At 31.3% G+C, this 13,616-nt stretch carries 17 protein-coding genes; 14 read left to right on the top strand and 3 right to left on the bottom strand.

Annotated features, from left to right (window positions below; all coding sequences use genetic code 11):
- Positions 1 to 150 precede the first annotated feature (150 nt).
- The 5 genes from modA to NSU06_RS02905 all read left to right on the top strand — a co-directional run bounded on the left by modA (position 151) and on the right by NSU06_RS02905 (position 3,857).
- A complete protein-coding gene (modA, locus tag NSU06_RS02885; protein ID WP_167805738.1) occupies positions 151 to 942 on the top strand; it encodes a molybdate ABC transporter substrate-binding protein in 792 nt (263 codons plus the stop codon).
- A gap of 11 nt (positions 943 to 953) precedes the next feature.
- Positions 954 to 1,625, top strand: a complete 672-nt coding sequence (gene modB, locus NSU06_RS02890) for a molybdate ABC transporter permease subunit (protein ID WP_017174870.1) — start codon at positions 954 to 956, stop codon at positions 1,623 to 1,625.
- Positions 1,626 to 2,231 carry an ATP-binding cassette domain-containing protein gene (locus tag NSU06_RS02895; RefSeq protein ID WP_150885427.1) on the top strand — a complete coding sequence of 202 codons (606 nt, stop codon included), beginning with the start codon at positions 1,626 to 1,628 and terminating at the stop codon, positions 2,229 to 2,231.
- A gap of 101 nt (positions 2,232 to 2,332) precedes the next feature.
- On the top strand, positions 2,333 to 3,337 hold the full coding sequence (locus tag NSU06_RS02900; protein WP_017174868.1) for a ThiF family adenylyltransferase: 1,005 nt from the start codon (positions 2,333 to 2,335) through the stop codon (positions 3,335 to 3,337).
- Between the two features lie 13 nt (positions 3,338 to 3,350).
- Positions 3,351 to 3,857, top strand: coding sequence for a MogA/MoaB family molybdenum cofactor biosynthesis protein (locus tag NSU06_RS02905; protein WP_340779316.1), 507 nt, complete (start codon positions 3,351 to 3,353; stop codon positions 3,855 to 3,857).
- A gap of 87 nt (positions 3,858 to 3,944) precedes the next feature.
- Here NSU06_RS02905 and moaC read toward each other — a convergent pair whose 3' ends face one another.
- Positions 3,945 to 4,439, bottom strand: a complete 495-nt coding sequence (gene moaC, locus NSU06_RS02910) for a cyclic pyranopterin monophosphate synthase MoaC (protein WP_017174866.1) — start codon at positions 4,437 to 4,439, stop codon at positions 3,945 to 3,947.
- A 142-nt stretch (positions 4,440 to 4,581) separates the two neighbouring features.
- On the opposite strand from moaC, the gene NSU06_RS02915 reads away from it, so the two are divergent.
- The 7 genes from NSU06_RS02915 (at position 4,582) to NSU06_RS02945 (ending at position 9,227) form a co-directional block, all read left to right on the top strand.
- Entirely contained in the window at positions 4,582 to 5,841 is a 1,260-nt protein-coding gene (locus NSU06_RS02915) for a molybdopterin molybdotransferase MoeA (protein WP_017174865.1), read from the top strand.
- Positions 5,838 to 6,329: a molybdopterin-guanine dinucleotide biosynthesis protein B gene (mobB, locus tag NSU06_RS02920; RefSeq protein WP_017174864.1), complete on the top strand. Its 492-nt coding sequence runs from the start codon at positions 5,838 to 5,840 to the stop codon at positions 6,327 to 6,329. Before NSU06_RS02915 ends, mobB begins: the two co-directional genes overlap by 4 nt.
- On the top strand, positions 6,316 to 6,765 hold the full coding sequence (locus NSU06_RS02925; RefSeq protein WP_048762097.1) for a molybdenum cofactor biosynthesis protein MoaE: 450 nt from the start codon (positions 6,316 to 6,318) through the stop codon (positions 6,763 to 6,765). The genes mobB and NSU06_RS02925 overlap by 14 nt, the downstream gene beginning before the upstream one ends.
- Entirely contained in the window at positions 6,766 to 6,999 is a 234-nt protein-coding gene (gene moaD, locus NSU06_RS02930) for a molybdopterin converting factor subunit 1 (RefSeq protein WP_017174862.1), read from the top strand.
- A gap of 2 nt (positions 7,000 to 7,001) precedes the next feature.
- On the top strand, positions 7,002 to 7,607 hold the full coding sequence (mobA, locus tag NSU06_RS02935) for a molybdenum cofactor guanylyltransferase MobA (protein ID WP_017174861.1): 606 nt from the start codon (positions 7,002 to 7,004) through the stop codon (positions 7,605 to 7,607).
- Between the two features lie 14 nt (positions 7,608 to 7,621).
- Positions 7,622 to 8,644, top strand: coding sequence for a GTP 3',8-cyclase MoaA (gene moaA, locus NSU06_RS02940; RefSeq protein WP_017174860.1), 1,023 nt, complete (start codon positions 7,622 to 7,624; stop codon positions 8,642 to 8,644).
- A 232-nt stretch (positions 8,645 to 8,876) separates the two neighbouring features.
- Complete coding sequence (locus tag NSU06_RS02945; protein WP_017174859.1) at positions 8,877 to 9,227, top strand: SarA family transcriptional regulator; 351 nt, start codon at positions 8,877 to 8,879, stop codon at positions 9,225 to 9,227.
- A 74-nt stretch (positions 9,228 to 9,301) separates the two neighbouring features.
- On the opposite strand, the gene NSU06_RS02950 is transcribed toward NSU06_RS02945, so the two are convergent.
- Together NSU06_RS02950 and NSU06_RS02955 are read right to left on the bottom strand one after the other, a co-directional pair.
- Positions 9,302 to 10,507: an MFS transporter gene (locus tag NSU06_RS02950; RefSeq protein WP_048762095.1), complete on the bottom strand. Its 1,206-nt coding sequence runs from the start codon at positions 10,505 to 10,507 to the stop codon at positions 9,302 to 9,304.
- Positions 10,494 to 10,937, bottom strand: a complete 444-nt coding sequence (locus tag NSU06_RS02955) for a MarR family winged helix-turn-helix transcriptional regulator (protein WP_048682439.1) — start codon at positions 10,935 to 10,937, stop codon at positions 10,494 to 10,496. Before NSU06_RS02955 ends, NSU06_RS02950 begins: the two co-directional genes overlap by 14 nt.
- A gap of 170 nt (positions 10,938 to 11,107) precedes the next feature.
- On the opposite strand from NSU06_RS02955, the gene NSU06_RS02960 reads away from it, so the two are divergent.
- The gene (locus NSU06_RS02960) at positions 11,108 to 11,878 is read left to right on the top strand and encodes a VOC family protein (protein WP_019834797.1); all 771 of its coding nucleotides are present in this window, start codon (positions 11,108 to 11,110) and stop codon (positions 11,876 to 11,878) included.
- Between the two features lie 414 nt (positions 11,879 to 12,292).
- Positions 12,293 to 13,555: a lipid II:glycine glycyltransferase FemX gene (locus NSU06_RS02965; protein ID WP_049415605.1), complete on the top strand. Its 1,263-nt coding sequence runs from the start codon at positions 12,293 to 12,295 to the stop codon at positions 13,553 to 13,555.
- The last annotated feature ends 61 nt before the right edge of the window (positions 13,556 to 13,616 follow it).

Below are 13,616 nucleotides of genomic sequence, written 5' to 3' on the forward strand. Positions count from 1 at the left end.
ATCATTATATTCACAAAAAGTATTTCAATATTGAATGATTATATAAAACTTTATATTTTAAAATTTAGAAATAAATATAAAATACGGTAAAACTGTTCAAAAGATATAAAAAGCGTATAATATTTGATTGAATAGGGGGCATAAAAATAAATGACTGTAAAACGATTATTAGCGGTGTTAGGGACTTTCATTATCATTATAGCAGGTTGTTCAAATTCAAAAGATAATGACAATAGCAAGCAATCTTCAAAGTCAAATAATAGTGATAATCCTAAAACTGAATTGAAAGTTTCAGCAGCAGCAAGTTTAAGTGATGTAAGTAAAGCATTAAAGAAAGAGTTTGAAAAAACACATAAAAATGTAAATGTAACATTTAATTATGGTGGATCAGGGGCAGTAAGACAACAAATTGAAAAAGGTGCGCCAACTGATGTCTTTATGTCTGCAAATACGAAAGATGTAGATATGTTGAAAAAACATAATCAAGCTCATAATACATATAAATACGCACATAATCAGTTGGTATTGATTGGTGATAAAAACAGTGATCAAGCTTCAGTAAAAGATTTAAAAGACAACGAAAAATTAGCTATTGGTGAAGTGAAAACTGTACCAGCAGGTAAATATGCGAAACAATATTTAGATGATCAACATTTATATAGTGATGTAAAAGATAAAATTGTATATGCCAAAGACGTTAAACAAGTATTAAATTACGTTGAAAAAGGTAATGCTCAAATGGGATTTGTATATGAGACCGATTTATATACGAATAATGAAAGAACAGATAAAGTAAATGAGATTAAAAAAGCGGATTTGAAAAGACCTATCACTTATGAAGCGGGAGCAACATCAAATAACAAATTTGCTAAAGAATGGATAGAATTTTTAAAATCTAAAAAAGCGAAAGATATTTTAAAAGAATATCACTTTAAAGTATAGGGGGATGACATATGCCTGATTTAACACCTCTATGGATTTCTATTAAAGTAGGATTTATCAGTACGATAATTGTCTCTATATTAGGAATTTTTATTTGTAGAACGTTATATAAAAGAAAAGGGCATGCAACTCAATTTCTTGAAAGCTTAATATTATTACCTATTGTTTTACCACCGACAGTACTAGGGTTTATACTTATTATTGTTTTTTCACCTAGAACATTTGTGGGCCAATTCTTTCAAAATGTACTTCACTTACCCGTAGTATTTACAATGACAGGTGCAGTAATTGCATCTGTCATTGTTAGTTTTCCACTGATGTACCAACATACTATTCAAGGATTTCGAAGTATTAATCCTAAAATGTTAAATACTGCACGAACAATGGGAGCAAGTGAACGTAAAATCTTCTATCGTTTAATTCTACCATTATCTAAACGCTCAATTATTGCGGGTATTATGATGAGTTTTGCGAGAGCTATTGGAGAATTTGGTGCAACATTGATGGTTGCAGGATATATTCCAAATAAAACCAATACTCTGCCACTTGAAATCTATTTTTTAGTAGAACAAGGAAAAGAGAATCAGGCATGGTTATGGGTACTTGTACTCGTTGCATTTTCTATTACAGTCATTAGTATGTTGAATTTTGCGAATCGTGATAAAGTTCAGGAGGTAGACTAGATGTTACAAGTTAAATTACAACATCAGTTAAAGCAAACGTTGATTCATATTAACATTGAAGATACAAAAGCTAAAATATATGCAATACAAGGTCCCTCCGGTATTGGAAAAACGACAATATTAAATATCATTGCGGGATTAAGACAACCAGATGAGGCTTATATCAATATTGATAATCATCTATTAGTAGATACTGAAAACCATATTAATGTAAAGATTCAACAACGCCAAATTGGCTATTTATTTCAAGATTATCAACTTTTTCCTAACATGACGGTTCTTCAGAATATTACATTTATGACTAAACAGTCTAAACATATTGATGAGCTTATTCAACGTTTAAATATTAGCCATTTAATAAATCAATTTCCGCCGACACTGTCTGGTGGGGAAGCCCAACGTGTAGCACTCGCGCGAACTTTAAGCACGAAACCCAATTTAATTTTACTTGATGAACCTTTTTCAAGTTTAGATGATATTTCTAGAGATGAAGGCATCCATCTAGTTAAGCAAATTTATGAGGAATGGTGTATACCTATTATTTTTGTAACGCACTCTAATTATGAAGCAGAAGTATTAGCAGATGAAATTATTCAAATTAAATAAATAGGAGTAGGATATCGAAGTTTAGAACGTTTTAGATTTCTGTCCTACTCCTATTTCGTTATAATAAAAAGAAGAGAGAATGTTGAGAGAGGTTTCAAATAATGACTCAAGAACGTTATTCAAGACAAATTTTATTTAAAGATATTGGAGAACATGGACAACAAACCATTAATCAGAAACATGTATTGATTGTTGGAATGGGCGCTTTGGGTACCCATGTAGCTGAAGGACTTGTTCGTGCTGGTATTCAAGAGTTGACTATTGTGGATAGAGACTATATTGAATATAGTAATTTACAAAGACAGACATTGTTTACAGAAAGTGATGCAGATCGTATGTTGCCAAAAGTGGTTGCTGCACAAGATCACTTAAGACATATTCGTTCTGATATAAAAATGAATATTTATATTGAACATGTAGATGCTCAATTTTTAGAGCAATATGCAACGAGTGTAGATTTGATTATTGATGCAACGGATAATTTTGAAACAAGACAATTAATCAATGATTTTTCCTATAGATATCGCATTCCTTGGATTTATGGTGGAGTAGTTCAAAGTACCTATGTAGAAACTGCATTTATTCCAGGTCAAACCCCTTGCTTTAATTGTTTAATGCCTCAGTTACCAGTTATAAATCTGACATGTGATACTGTCGGTGTGATTCAGCCAGCCGTAACGATGACCACAAGTTTTCAATTACGGGATGCTTTAAAGATATTGATTGGTAAACAGATTCCCACAAAGCTGACATATGGAGATATTTGGGAGAATACACATTGTTCTTTTGGTTATAGTAAAATGCGTCGTGATGATTGCCCAACTTGTGGTAAGAATGCTAGCTTTCCATATTTATATGCTCATTCGACTTCATATGCAACTTTGTGTGGTAGAGATACAGTTCAATATGAAAATAAAGACATTACAAAAAAAGTATTAGTTGATTTTCTTACAGCACTCGATATTCGTTACCATGAAAACCAATATATGTTAGTATTTGAATTTAAAAAACATAGAATTGTATATTTTGAGGGTGGGCGAATGTTGATTCATGGTACAACTAAGAAATCTGAAGCAATACATTTAATCAATCAACTATTTGGATAAGGAGAGAATGATGATGCATCAGCATGATAACAAAGAAGTTAAAAAAATAATTCAATGTGCAGTGTTAACAATTTCTGATACACGAAATAAAGAAACAGATAAAGGCGGTCAATTAGTTCAAAAGTGTTTGAAAGAACTGAATATAGAAGTGACAGAAGAACACTATCATATCATTAAAGATGACAAGGAAGACATCCAATCTCAAATTGACGAATGGTTAGCATCAGATATTGATGTCATTATAACGACTGGAGGCACTGGTATAGCACAACGTGATGTGACTATAGAAGCTGTAAAACCACTTTTAGATAAAGAAATTGAAGGATTCGGCGAACTTTTTAGATATTTAAGTTATACGGAAGATGTAGGAACAAAAGCGCTTCTCTCAAGAGCATTAGCGGGAACAGTTATGAGTAAATTAATCTTTACGTTGCCGGGATCAACTGGGGCAGTAAAGTTAGCAATGACTAAACTCATTATTCCGGAATTAAATCATATGGTTTATGAACTCCATAAATAAAATAGTCATAAAAAGCATTGTAAATCATAGGTTTCCCTAATTGAAAATGCTGCTTATGACTATCATAATAGAAGAAAATCATAAAGATTAATCTAATTGACGGTGATAATCTCCAGATTTACCTCCAGATTTTGATTCAAGGTATGTGTCACCAATGATCATTCCTTTATCAGCTGCTTTTGTCATATCATATACTGTGAGAGCTGTAACTGAAGCAGCTGTTAAAGCTTCCATTTCAACACCAGTCTTACCTGTAGTAGAAACCGTAGCAGTAATGCTTAATTGATAGTGGCGTGGTGTGTTTGCTTGATTCCAAGAGAATTCAATATCTATTCCAGTTAAGGGCAATGGATGACACATAGGAATAATAGTCGATGTATTTTTAGCAGCCATTATACCTGCAATTTGAGCAGTATTAAGTACATTACCCTTTTTATTTGTATTGTCTATAATTTGACGGTAAATCGTCTCATTCACTGTGATGCTTGAATGCGCTTTAGCGATACGTTTTGTAATACTTTTATTAGAAACATCAACCATTTTTGCATTACCTTGATGATTGATATGTGTAAAATTTGACATAAATAGCCTCCTATAGAAATATCTAAAAAATCATAACATATAAATAAAGTTATAAACATTTATTTTTAATGAGTACATCATTATCTTACTGAGTTTATAAAATAGTATAGCATGAATTTATCGTGTAATTGGAGTTGATAAAATGGTAGTTGAAAAAAGAAAACCAATACCTATTAAAGAAGCAATTGAACGTATTGTAAAACAAGATATATATACTCAACAAAATAATATATCATTAGAGGACAGTTTAGGATATGTCTTAGCAGAAGACATTGTAGCAACTTATGATATACCACGTTTCAATAAATCGCCGTATGATGGTTTTGCTATAAGAAGTGAAGATTCGGCTGGTGCCTTTTCAAAAAATCGTAAAACGTTTAAAGTGATAGATCATATTGGTGCAGGCACAGTATCTCATAAAACAGTTGGAGAAAATGAAGCAGTTCGTATTATGACAGGCGCTCAAATTCCTGAGGGTGCAGATGCAGTAGTGATGTTTGAACAAACTGTGGAAAATGGAGATACATTTACGATTAGAAAACCTTTTGAAGAGAATGAAAATGTGTCGCTAAAAGGAGAAGAAACTAAAACAGGAGATATCGTTTTAAAAAAAGGACAAGTCATTAATCCTGGAGCTATTGCAGTACTAGCGACCTATGGTTATACAGAAGTGCCTGTATTTTTAAAACCAAGTATTGCAGTTATTGCTACTGGAAGCGAATTATTGAATGTAGACGAAGAATTACAACCAGGAAAAATTAGAAATTCTAATGGTCCGATGATACAAGCGTTAGCTGATAAAATGAGATTAACGATAGAGCCTTATAGTATACAACAAGATGACTTAGAAAGTAGTATTCAAGTCATCACTAAAGCAATGAAAGATCATGATATTGTCATTACTACTGGAGGCGTTTCGGTAGGAGATTATGACTTTTTACCAAAGATATACAAAGCAATTCAAGCAGAAGTGTTATTTAATAAAATTGCGATGCGTCCTGGAAGTGTGACAACTGTGGCAGTTGCAAATAAGACGTATTTATTTGGTTTATCAGGGAATCCATCGGCTTGTTTTACTGGTTTTGAATTATTTGTTAAACCAGCAGTGCAACATATGATGCAAGCCAAAGCAGTTTACCCTCAAGTTGTGAAAGCAACATTAATGGAAGATTTTGCGAAAGCCAATCCATTTACAAGATTTATTCGAGCAACTGCATCTTTTACTCATAATTGTGCGACTGTGGTTCCATCCGGATTTAATAAATCGGGTGCTGTGGTAGCAATAGCACATAGTAATGCAATGATTATGTTGCCAGGGGGTACAAGAGGATTTAAAGCCGGCCATACGGTAGATGTTATTTTAACTGAATCGAATGTTTTCGAAGAGGAACTATCATTATGATTTTACAAATAGTTGGTTTTAAAGATTCGGGTAAAACAACGTTGTTACAACAATCTATTACATTTTTAAAATCTCAAGGCTATCACATTGTGACGATTAAACATCACGGACATGAAAAAGATGATATTACACTTCAATCATCTAATGTGGATCATATGAAACATTTTGAAGCTGGTGCAGATCAGAGTATTGTTCAAGGATCTGCTTATCAACAAACAGTAACACGTAGAAATCAGCCGTCGCTTGAACAACTGATAAAAGAAAGTGTAACTATTAGTTATGACGTTATTTTAGTTGAAGGGTTTAAAAATGAGGATTATGACAAAATAGTGGTATATAAAACCCAAGAAGAATTAGAAGAACTGAGACTTCTTACACATGTTCAATATTTTTATAATTATAATAATGAGAATGCTTTAAAAAACTATGAGCAATGGTTACTAAAATGGATGAAACGAAAGGATGAACATAAAAATGAAACAATTTGAAATCGTGACGAATCCAATTGAGCCCGAACAATATAGAACATTTACTTTAAATGAACATCAAGGAGCTGTTGTTGTATTTACAGGTCATGTTCGCGAATGGACTAAAGGGGTGAAAACAGAATATCTTGAGTATGAAGCTTATGTTCCAATGGCTCAAAAAAAACTAAAACAAATTGGAGAAGAAATTACACAGCGTTGGCCAGGAACGATAACAACGATTGTACATCGTATTGGTCCCCTACAAATCTCTGATATTGCAGTATTGATTGCTGTCTCTTCGCCACATCGTAAAGATGCCTATCGTGCAAATGAGTATGCGATTGAAAGAATTAAAGAAGTTGTGCCAATTTGGAAAAAAGAAATTTGGGAAGACGGTGCAGAATGGCAAGGACATCAAAGAGGAGATTATAGTCAAGCAACTAAAGGAGAGGCTTAAATGAGAGTATTATATTTTGCAGAAATAAAAGAAATATTAGAAATGAATTCAGAAGACATTGATTTAATAGAAGATATTACAGTAGAAACGTTTAAAGAATTATTATTTGAACGTCACCCATCCATTCGTGATAAAAAATTTCAAGTAGCTGTAAATGAAGAATTTGTTCAACTTAATGATATTGTAAAGCAAGATGATGTTGTTGCGTTAATACCTCCAGTTAGTGGTGGTTAAATATGAAAGCAATTATTCTAGCTGGGGGACACTCTAAACGTTTTGGTAGTCCTAAAGCATTTGCTTGTATTCACGGGGAAATGTTCTATAAACGAATTATTAACACATTAACAGAAACGAATTTATTTGACGATATTATTATAAGTACAAACAAACAACTTAAGAATGAATTTGAGTATAAACATATTATGGTAGATGAAGAAACACATGCAGATAAAGGCCCGTTATCAGGAATCTACACAGTTATGAAACATTATAATAATGAAGAATTATTTTTTGTGGTCTCTGTAGATACTCCTATGATTACTAAAGAAGCAATAAGTCAACTATATCAATTTACAATTTCACAGCGTATGGAACATCAAGCCGATATTATAGCTTATTCAGACGATGATAAACCTATACCGACCATTGCTTTTTATAGTCGAGGAGTCATTTCGAATATTGAAAAAGCACTCAATTCTAATGATTATAGTTTACAGCATGTATATAAAAATGTGATAACATGTTTTCTAGATACTAAAGAGGTTCAGCCTTTAAAAAATTGGTCTAAAAATATTAATTATCAAGATGATTTGAATACTTTACTTCATCAGATTAATGATTAAAGGGGGACACGTTAATGACGATCCAAATTAAAGATAAATTAGGACGTCCTATAAGAGATCTACGAATTTCTGTAACAGATCGTTGTAATTTCAGATGTGATTATTGTATGCCAAAAGAAATATTTGGTGATGATTTTGTTTTTTTACCTAAAGAGGAATTACTTACATTTGATGAAATTACAACAATTGCCAAAGTTTATGCTGAATTAGGCGTGAAAAAATTAAGAATTACTGGTGGAGAACCTTTATTACGACGTGATTTATATAAATTAATTGAAAAACTTAATCATATTGAAGGTATTGAAGATATTGGTATGACCACTAATGGTTTACTTTTAAAAAAACATGGTCAAAAGTTGTATGATGCAGGATTGCGTAGAATTAATGTAAGTTTAGATGCAATTGATGATGAAGTATTTCAAGCAATCAATAACCGTAACATTAAAGCTTCTACCATCTTGCAACAAATTGATTATGCAATATCTATTGGATTTCATGTAAAAGTAAATGTAGTGATACAAAAAGGAATTAATGATGATCAAATCCTACCTATGATTGAATATTTTAAAGATAAACATATTCAAATAAGATTCATTGAATTTATGGATGTAGGTAATGATAATGGTTGGAATTTTAGTAAAGTTGTTACGAAAGAAGAAATGCTATCTACTATTGAAGAAGAGTTTGATATAGAACCTCTTCCACCTAAATATTTTGGTGAAGTTGCCACATATTATAGACATAAAGATAATGGTGCACAGTTTGGTCTAATCACAAGTGTTTCAGCTTCATTTTGTTCTACTTGTACAAGAGCAAGATTATCATCTGATGGGAAATTTTATGGATGTTTATTTAGTGTGATTGATGGTTTTGATATTAAATCATTATTGCGTAGTGGTGCTACACATCAAAAATTAAAAGACACGCTCATTTCATTATGGCAAGCACGTGATGATCGTTATTCAGATGAACGAACAGAACAAACAGTAAGAAATCGACAACGAAAGAAAATTAATATGAATTATATTGGTGGTTAATCTATACAGAAGCAAGTGATAATCATATGTGATATCACTTACTTCTGTATTTTAATTTGATAGTATTTTTAATTAATTTTAATAATTTCAAAGTAATTTATATTAATCACTAAACAGATATAAATTAATATTTGTAATAGATTAAATTGTGCATATGTTATATAATTAAATTAAGCAATTTTATTATATTATGTATTTATACAACTTAGAATCAACTTTGGAGGCATGTACTATGAATAATAAAGTGACTCGCTTTATTGAAGCGGAAAGAGAACTTAGTCAATTGAAGCATTGGTTGAAAATGACGTATAAAATTTCTATTGAGGAATTTGTTGTTTTATTTAAAGTGTATGAAGGTAAAAAAATTAGCGGAAAAGAGTTACGCGATACATTACATTTTGAAATGTTATGGGATACAAGTAAAATTGACGTCATCATCCGCAAAATTTACAAGAAAGAATTAATTTCTAAATTACGTTCTGAAACAGATGAACGACAAGTATTTTATTTCTTTAATGCGTCGCAACAAAAAGTATTAGATAAAATGAAAAATGAAATTGAAGCTATTAGTATTGCAAATTAATTAAATAAAAAGAGCACCTCTAATATTCTATAACGAATCATAGGGGTGCTTCTTTTTATATATTAAATGAAAGATTAATACGTATTACCATTCACTTTTCTACCATGAACAATTAAATAAAGTACCGTACATAAAGCGGCTACAATAGCCATAATGAAATAAACTTGAGTATACGTGATTGAACCTGTAAATAATCCAAGCAACGATGGACCAAAACCAATACCAATATCTAATCCAATAAAGTAAGTTGAAGTTGCAATTCCATATTTACTTGAAGGTGACACTTTAATTGCAATGGCTTGCATAGAAGAAGAGAGATTTCCATAGCCAATACCTAAGAACACGCCAGCAAGTAATAATACCCAACCATTATAGCTAAATACTAATAAAACAAATGTGATAATTAAGGCAAGAAATGCTGGATAAACCACAACATTTTCATTTTTTGCATCAATCATCCTACCAGCAATAGGTCGAGTGATTAATGAAGCGACCGCATAGAAAATAAAGAAATAACTAGATGCTTCTAACAAATGACGTTGCTCAGCAAAAGATTTTAAGAATGTTAGGATTGAAGCATAGTTCAACCCGATAATCATCATCACAATTGCTACTGGTACAGCTTCTTTAGCAATGAAATTATGAATGTTGAAACCAGAAGCTTGGGCTACTTTTCTATCAATTGCATTTTTAGTAGGATTAAAGTCAATTTTAATAAAGACTGAAACAATTAAACTTGCAATTCCTAGTATAAGACAGATAAGAAATAGTAAATTAATTGAGAATGATTTCAATAATAAAATTCCAAAGAAAGGACCAATGGCTGATCCAAGAACAAGACTTAGTGAAAATAAGCTAATGCCTTCACTTTTACGTTCTACAGGGGTAACATGTGCAGCAATTGTACCTGTAGCTGTCGTTGCGATAGCTGTAGCAATTCCATTTAGGAGTCGTACTAACATCAAGATGGTTATCGATCCTGGGATAAAATAAAGTAACTGAGTAATGATTAGAAAAATTAAACCAGCAATTAAAATCTTTTTAGGACCAAAACGATTGACATACTTTCCCGTTCCAAAACGTCCTATCAATGATCCGATAATAAATAGTCCTACAACAAGTCCAGATAAGCTGTCCGACACATGATAGGATGTTTTAGAATAATCAGCGATGATAACTAATAATAAGTACATACACAAATAAACAAAGAAGTTAATCATAAAATTGATCGTAAAACTTTTAGTAAAAATAGGTTGTTTAGTAGTACTAGTCTGATTCATGAGGATCCCCCTTCAATAATGTGTTATGTAATTTTTTCATAATTGCTATGACGTGATCCAAATCATCATTAGATATATTAGATTGATGGATTAAATCTTCTTGAATAGGTGTAATACAAGCATTAATGTTCTCAAATAATTGCTGTCCTTTTTCAGATAAACTTAATAGCTTTTCACGTTTGTCAGTACCTGGAGTAACCAAAAGTAAATCTTTTTCAAATAGTACTTTAATAATTTTACGCGCAGTTGGTTTTTCAATAAAACGACGTTTAGATATTTGAACTAAAGTCGTTTGGTCATATGTAGCAATATCTTTAAGCACTAACCACTGACCTGTATGTAGACCAAACTGATCTAATATAGATTGAGTACGTTTAATATAAGGACGATAAATACCAATAAAACTATTAAAAAATTCATTTGTGAGCATTTTGAATTATCTCCCTCAAAAATAGTTAGCAAGGCTAACTAATTGATGACGAAAAATATTATACGCCGATTTCATTCATTTTTCAACACTAAATATAAGTTATAGAGTAAAGTATAGTGAAATTTGTTAAAATACAATTAAGTTTAAATTAGTAAAGGGGATATTGATAAATGAAGTTGAAATTTGATCATATGATTCATTACGTCGATCAATTAAAAGGATTTAAATATCCAGGTGAGTTATTAAAAATTCATTCTGGAGGCAAGCATCATCAATATGGCACTTTCAATCGTTTAACTTATATAAATGGAAATTACATCGAACTCTTAGATGTTGAAGATGTCGAAAAGTTAAAGAAAGAAGCTAAAACTGAAGAGGGTAGAGTCGCTTTTGCAACGAAAATTGTTCAAGATGATTTTAAGCAAGGATTTAAAACAATGGCATTTAGAACGGAAGATATAGAGAGGGTAAAACAATCTTTAAACGAACGTCATATTGATACGATTGGTCCTATACATATGGACAGAGAAGATAAAAAGGGTGAAAAGATAAGATGGAAGTTACTCTATATCGCTGATCCCGACTATATGGTTAGGCCACCTTTTTTTATTGAGTGGAATAAAAATAAAGTCGATCATATGCAAAATTTAGACTCATTTTTTCAGAAACAATTTAAAATTGATAAAATTATTATAGATAGTTCTAAACGCTCTAAAACCTTAACTAAGTGGCAAAGCTGGTTTAATATGGACATTATAGAAGAAAATGAGAACTACACTGACTTAAAATTAGAGGGGGATACTATCGTTTATCGGATTCAAGATGCGGCTCAATCTGGATACAATACCATTGTTTTTAAAGATAATGAAACTACGACTCCTTATTCAATTATTATTAAAGGAGCCAAATATCGTTTCGAACCGAATGAAGGAACTAATTAAATAGATAGGTATAAGTACTATGTGCGATAAAAGCAATATGAATAAAAACTAGTACTAGAGAGATTAAGCTTAATATTAAAGAAAAACGATTTGTTTTTAATAATATAAATAAAATGGTAAGTACAAGTGATAAAGCGACAAACATCACTCTCAGACTAAAAAAATTTATAGTTAAAGGATGAGCCATTGTATAAATTATTGCAATAGCATTACATACAATAAATATAAGTAAAATTATATTTCTCAATTTTAAAAACCTCTTTAATAAAAAATAGTAGTGTTTTTCATTCATTAAGTATAACAAAAAGAATAGCTTTTTGAAGAAAATTCAACTTCTATTATGAGTTTGTCGACACTCTCAAATCTACAATGTATAATGATAAGTAATGCAAAGATAAAGGAGTTTTATATAGCATGGAAAAGATGAATATCACAAATCAGGAACATGACGAATTTGTAAAAACTCATCCGAATGGTGATTTATTGCAACTGACAAAGTGGGCAGAGACAAAGCGCTTAACTGGATGGTATTCAAAACGTGTGGCAGTAGGTGAAAATGGTGAAATTAAAGGTGTAGGACAGTTATTATTTAAAAAGATACCGAAGTTACCATTTACATTATGTTATGTATCACGTGGATTCGTAGCCGATTATAATAATAGAGATGTACTGAGAGCACTTTTAAATGAAACAAAAAAAATCGCTAAAGAAGAAAAAGCGTATGCGATTAAGATTGATCCAGATGTTGAAGTAGAACATGGCACAGAAGCACTTAAAAATTTAAGAATGCTTGGATTTAAACATAAAGGGTTTAAAGAAGGATTATCAAAAGACTATATTCAACCTCGTATGACAATGATTACACCTATTGATAAGACGGATGATGAAATTATTCAAAACTTTGAACGTCGTAATCGTTCTAAAGTTAGATTGGCGCTTAAACGAGGTACTAAAGTTGAACACTCAAATCGTGAAGGGCTTAAAACATTTGCGAAATTAATGCAAATTACGGGTGAACGTGATGGCTTCTTAACACGTGATATTAGCTATTTTGAGAATATTTATGACTCATTACATGAAGATGGGGATGCAGAATTATTCTTAGTGAAATTAGAGCCACAACAAGTGCTTGATGAAACGAATAAAGATCTAGAAGCTCAAGAAGCAGAAAAAGCTAAACTAGAAGCGAAGTCAGAAGCACGTCCAAATGATAAAAAAACAGCTAACAAATTAAATGATGTAAAAAATAAGATTTCTAAGACAACTGAATTAAAAGAAGATTTAGAAAGATTAAATCAAGAACATCCAGAAGGCGTATATTTATCAGGCGCATTACTTATGTTTGCAGGTAAAAAATCATATTACTTATATGGAGCTTCTTCAAATGATTATCGTGATTTCTTACCGAACCATCATATGCAATATGAAATGATGAAATACGCAAGAGATCATGGTGCAACAACGTATGACTTTGGTGGCACAGATAATAATCCATCAAAAGATTCTGAACACTATGGATTATGGGCTTTTAAACGTGTATGGGGCACTTATTTAAGTGAAAAAATTGGTGAGTTTGATTATGTCTTAAATCAACCGTTATATCAATTAATCGAACAAGTTAAACCAAGACTTACAAAAGCCAAAATTAAACTCTCTCGCAAATTAAAACGTAAATAATTAATTTACAGTATTGTAGATACAGTATTTAGTCTGAACGATTCTATGAAGAAACGTTCAG

The sequence above is a fragment of the Staphylococcus sp. FSL W8-1270 genome, from assembly GCF_038007165.1.
Classification (GTDB): domain Bacteria; phylum Bacillota; class Bacilli; order Staphylococcales; family Staphylococcaceae; genus Staphylococcus; species Staphylococcus hominis.

What these genes read in the sequence shown, in the direction of transcription:
- NSU06_RS02950 (WP_048762095.1), bottom strand. Translation starts at nt 10,507, where the DNA reads ATGAATCAGACTAGTACTACTAAACAACCTATTTTTACTAAAAGTTTT.
- moaA (WP_017174860.1), top strand. Translation starts at nt 7,622, where the DNA reads ATGACGATCCAAATTAAAGATAAATTAGGACGTCCTATAAGAGATCTA.
- NSU06_RS02965 (WP_049415605.1), top strand. Translation starts at nt 12,293, where the DNA reads ATGGAAAAGATGAATATCACAAATCAGGAACATGACGAATTTGTAAAA.
- NSU06_RS02900 (WP_017174868.1), top strand. Translation starts at nt 2,333, where the DNA reads ATGACTCAAGAACGTTATTCAAGACAAATTTTATTTAAAGATATTGGA.
- mobA (WP_017174861.1), top strand. Translation starts at nt 7,002, where the DNA reads ATGAAAGCAATTATTCTAGCTGGGGGACACTCTAAACGTTTTGGTAGT.
- NSU06_RS02945 (WP_017174859.1), top strand. Translation starts at nt 8,877, where the DNA reads ATGAATAATAAAGTGACTCGCTTTATTGAAGCGGAAAGAGAACTTAGT.
- NSU06_RS02960 (WP_019834797.1), top strand. Translation starts at nt 11,108, where the DNA reads ATGAAGTTGAAATTTGATCATATGATTCATTACGTCGATCAATTAAAA.
- moaD (WP_017174862.1), top strand. Translation starts at nt 6,766, where the DNA reads ATGAGAGTATTATATTTTGCAGAAATAAAAGAAATATTAGAAATGAAT.
- NSU06_RS02925 (WP_048762097.1), top strand. Translation starts at nt 6,316, where the DNA reads ATGAAACAATTTGAAATCGTGACGAATCCAATTGAGCCCGAACAATAT.
- NSU06_RS02895 (WP_150885427.1), top strand. Translation starts at nt 1,626, where the DNA reads ATGTTACAAGTTAAATTACAACATCAGTTAAAGCAAACGTTGATTCAT.
- NSU06_RS02955 (WP_048682439.1), bottom strand. Translation starts at nt 10,937, where the DNA reads ATGCTCACAAATGAATTTTTTAATAGTTTTATTGGTATTTATCGTCCT.
- moaC (WP_017174866.1), bottom strand. Translation starts at nt 4,439, where the DNA reads ATGTCAAATTTTACACATATCAATCATCAAGGTAATGCAAAAATGGTT.
- modB (WP_017174870.1), top strand. Translation starts at nt 954, where the DNA reads ATGCCTGATTTAACACCTCTATGGATTTCTATTAAAGTAGGATTTATC.
- mobB (WP_017174864.1), top strand. Translation starts at nt 5,838, where the DNA reads ATGATTTTACAAATAGTTGGTTTTAAAGATTCGGGTAAAACAACGTTG.
- modA (WP_167805738.1), top strand. Translation starts at nt 151, where the DNA reads ATGACTGTAAAACGATTATTAGCGGTGTTAGGGACTTTCATTATCATT.
- NSU06_RS02915 (WP_017174865.1), top strand. Translation starts at nt 4,582, where the DNA reads ATGGTAGTTGAAAAAAGAAAACCAATACCTATTAAAGAAGCAATTGAA.
- NSU06_RS02905 (WP_340779316.1), top strand. Translation starts at nt 3,351, where the DNA reads ATGCATCAGCATGATAACAAAGAAGTTAAAAAAATAATTCAATGTGCA.